This is a genomic window from Candidatus Thiosymbion oneisti (genome assembly GCF_900092655.1).
GTDB classification, from domain to species: Bacteria; Pseudomonadota; Gammaproteobacteria; order Chromatiales; family Chromatiaceae; genus Thiosymbion; species Thiosymbion oneisti.
In genome coordinates this window covers 1-2900 of record NZ_FLUY01000405.1, presented here as the reverse complement: position 1 = coordinate 2900, position 2900 = coordinate 1, and the positions used below count along the sequence as shown (strand labels likewise).

Genomic DNA, 2900 nt, shown 5'->3' with positions numbered 1-2900 from the left:
AGTCCATCGGTCAGCTCCAGCGGCTTACCAGCCTTTATCTCGGCAGTAACCAGCTCTCGAAGTTGCCCGAGTCCATCGGTCAGCTCCAGCGACTCACTCGCCTTGATCTCAGCAACAACCAGCTCTCGAAGTTGCCCGAGTCTATCGGTCAGCTCCGGCAGCTCACCCGCCTTGATCTTATCTTCAACCAGCTCTCGAATCTCCCCGAATCTATCGGTCAGCTCCGGCAGCTCACCAGTCTTGATCTCAGCAGCAACCAGCTCTCGGAGCTGCCCAAATCCATCGGTCAGCTCCGGCGGCTCGCTCGCCTTGCTCTCAGCGATAATTGGCTCTCGGAGCTGCCTGACGGGATTGGCGATCTGAAGGATCTGCGCGAACTGGAGCTAGATGGCAACCCGTTGTCCGATTCCCTCACCGCCGCTGTCCGGTCCGGTTCGGGCGCTGTATTGGCGTATTTGCGTGCGAAGGCCGCCCGCTTGTATGAGGCCAAGCTCTTGATTGTAGGCGAGGCCGGTGCCGGCAAGACCAGCTTGGCGCGGAAGCTGCTGGACCCGGCGGCGCCCTTACCGGAGGAGGGAGAATCGACACTCGGCATCAATGTGTATCGGGATTGGCGCTTTCCCTATGCACCGACTAACCGTATCGAAGCTAAGGCCATTGATCCCCCCTCTCCCCAACCCTCTCCCAAGGGGCGAGGGAGCCAACGGGGCATGACTTTCGAGTTTCTTAGTAATTCCCAAGCGTCCGAGCAAGCTCAAGAGATGTCGGCCAATATCTGGGATTTCGGCGGCCAGGAGATCCAATACGCTACCCATCAGTTCTTCCTGACCCCGAATGCCCTCTATGTGTTGGTGGCGGATGCGCGTCGGCAGGAGACGGATTATGACTATTGGCTCAAGATCATCCGGCTGCTGGGCCAGGACGGCGCACCCGAGCGTAGGACGCCGGTGCTGGTATTGCTGCATGAGAAAGCGAACCGGCAGGTGACGGATTTCGATCTGGGCACCTATCGGCGGCGCTTTCCGGAGCTGGTCATCGAGACCGCGGAGGCGGATCTGGCAAACCTGGCGGATGGCCGGATCGAGAACCTGCGCATTCGCATCCAGCAGCTGCTCTCCAAACTGCCCCATGTGGGCGAGCGGCAGCCGGCGGCCTGGCGGCCGATACGCGCGGCGGTAGAAGAGCGGCAAGCGGAGCACCATCTGGGCTTCGGGCAGTTTCGCGTGCTCTGTACCGAGCATGGCATCGACCAGGAAGCGGCCGCGCGGGTGCTGCTGCGCTATCTGAGCTTTGTGGGCAGCTGTGTCTATTTCGACCGGGACCCGTTGCTCAAGGATTTCATCATCACGGACCCCCAATGGGCCGTGAATGCCCTGTATTTGGTGCTGGATCGCGACGAGGTGCAGAACCGACAGGGGCGGCTGCGCCGCCGATTTTTCTATCAAACACTCGCCGCCGAGGGCTACCAAGAGTACGAGATCGACCGGCTGTTCCGGTTGTTGCAGAAGGACCAGTTCGAGATCTGTTTTCCGCTGGAAGGCAGCGACGGCGAGCTCCATATCGTGCCCCAGCTCTTGTCCACCGTTACACCGGAGTATAAGTGGGAGCAGCGGGATAATCTCCATTTCGAGTATCAGTATCCCTTCATGCCTAAGGGCCTACTAGCACGCTTGATCGTGCGCCTGCATGAGCGCTTGGAGGCCGGTAAAGACGGCCAGCCGCTGATCTGGCGCAAAGGCGCAGTCCTGTGCTCCCCAGATGTCGGCGCCGAGCTTGCCCGAGCCGAGCTGGTGGAGACGGAAGATCCCAGGGGCGGTAAGGTCCTGCGGCTGCGGGTGGCCGGGCCGGCCATGGCACGTCGGCAATTGCTGGCCGTGCTGCGCCATGAGATCGCAGGCACCCATGCCCGATCCTTCAGCGGACTGGAGGTAAACGAGCGGGTGCCCTGTAGCTGTTCGGTCTGCGCCGAGGCCGTTGAGCCCAGGATGTATGACTACCGTGATCTGGAGAAATATGTCTCCAAAGGCCGCGGTAACGTCTCTTGCCCCGAGAGCGGAGACGATGTATCGATCTCCGCAATGCTGGAGGGGTTGGTGGGCACGGCCGGTGCCCAACCGCCGGCACTCAGCAGCGGCACAGCGGGGGCGGGCAATGAACTGGATCGCCTGTCTGACAGGGACAATTCATCCCTTGAGCGGCTGCTCTTAGCCGCACTCCGGGTACCGCAGCCAGTCAATGTGCAGGTCAATCCCGAACTGCACCAGTACATGTCCGTGCAACAGCAAGCGACTATCAGCATTGAAGTGCGCATCGAGCAGAAAAACCAGGTCTGCAATGCGCTCGGCGGTCTGCTCGATAATCTGGCCGAAGACGCCGAGGCGTCCGATGCCGATCCTGCCGCGGTCGAGCGGCTCAAGTTGGAGCTGGACAAGGTCCAAGGGGCGCTGAAAAAGCTGGAGGACAACCAGGATCTCGATGACAAGCAAAAGACCCGCGGCCCTTTACAGCGGCTCAAGGGGTTTGTGGATAAGATCGCCGACGCCCAAACCAGTCTTGGCAAGCTGGTCAAGGCCGTCGCAGGCGGCAGCGAAACCACCCGCAAGGCCATTGAGCTCTATAACAAGCTCGCCCCCCTATTCGGTATGTAGCCTATCCCCAACCCGTTTTCCAAATCCAACAAAACGTAGGGTGGGCTGTGCCCACCGGGGTTGTGCCCACCGGTGCCCACCGACTCATCCGGCTGCGATGAGGTCGCGGGACAGTTTGAACCCCAAGGGCACATATTGAGTATAGGAAAATACAGATACGAACCTGTAAGAGGCCGTCTAAAAACTAACCCATTGATTTTCATCTGGCATTGATTTTCGGCTGGCTCCCCAGGCTCCAGCGTGGGAGCAGAC

General features: G+C 60.2%; 1 protein-coding gene. It reads left to right on the top strand.

What is annotated here, in order from left to right:
• Positions 1–2648 (top strand): COR domain-containing protein (locus BQ17_RS03765; protein WP_176722277.1); only part of this gene is annotated, 2648 nt, incomplete at its 5' end.
• Positions 2649–2900 lie beyond the last annotated feature (252 nt).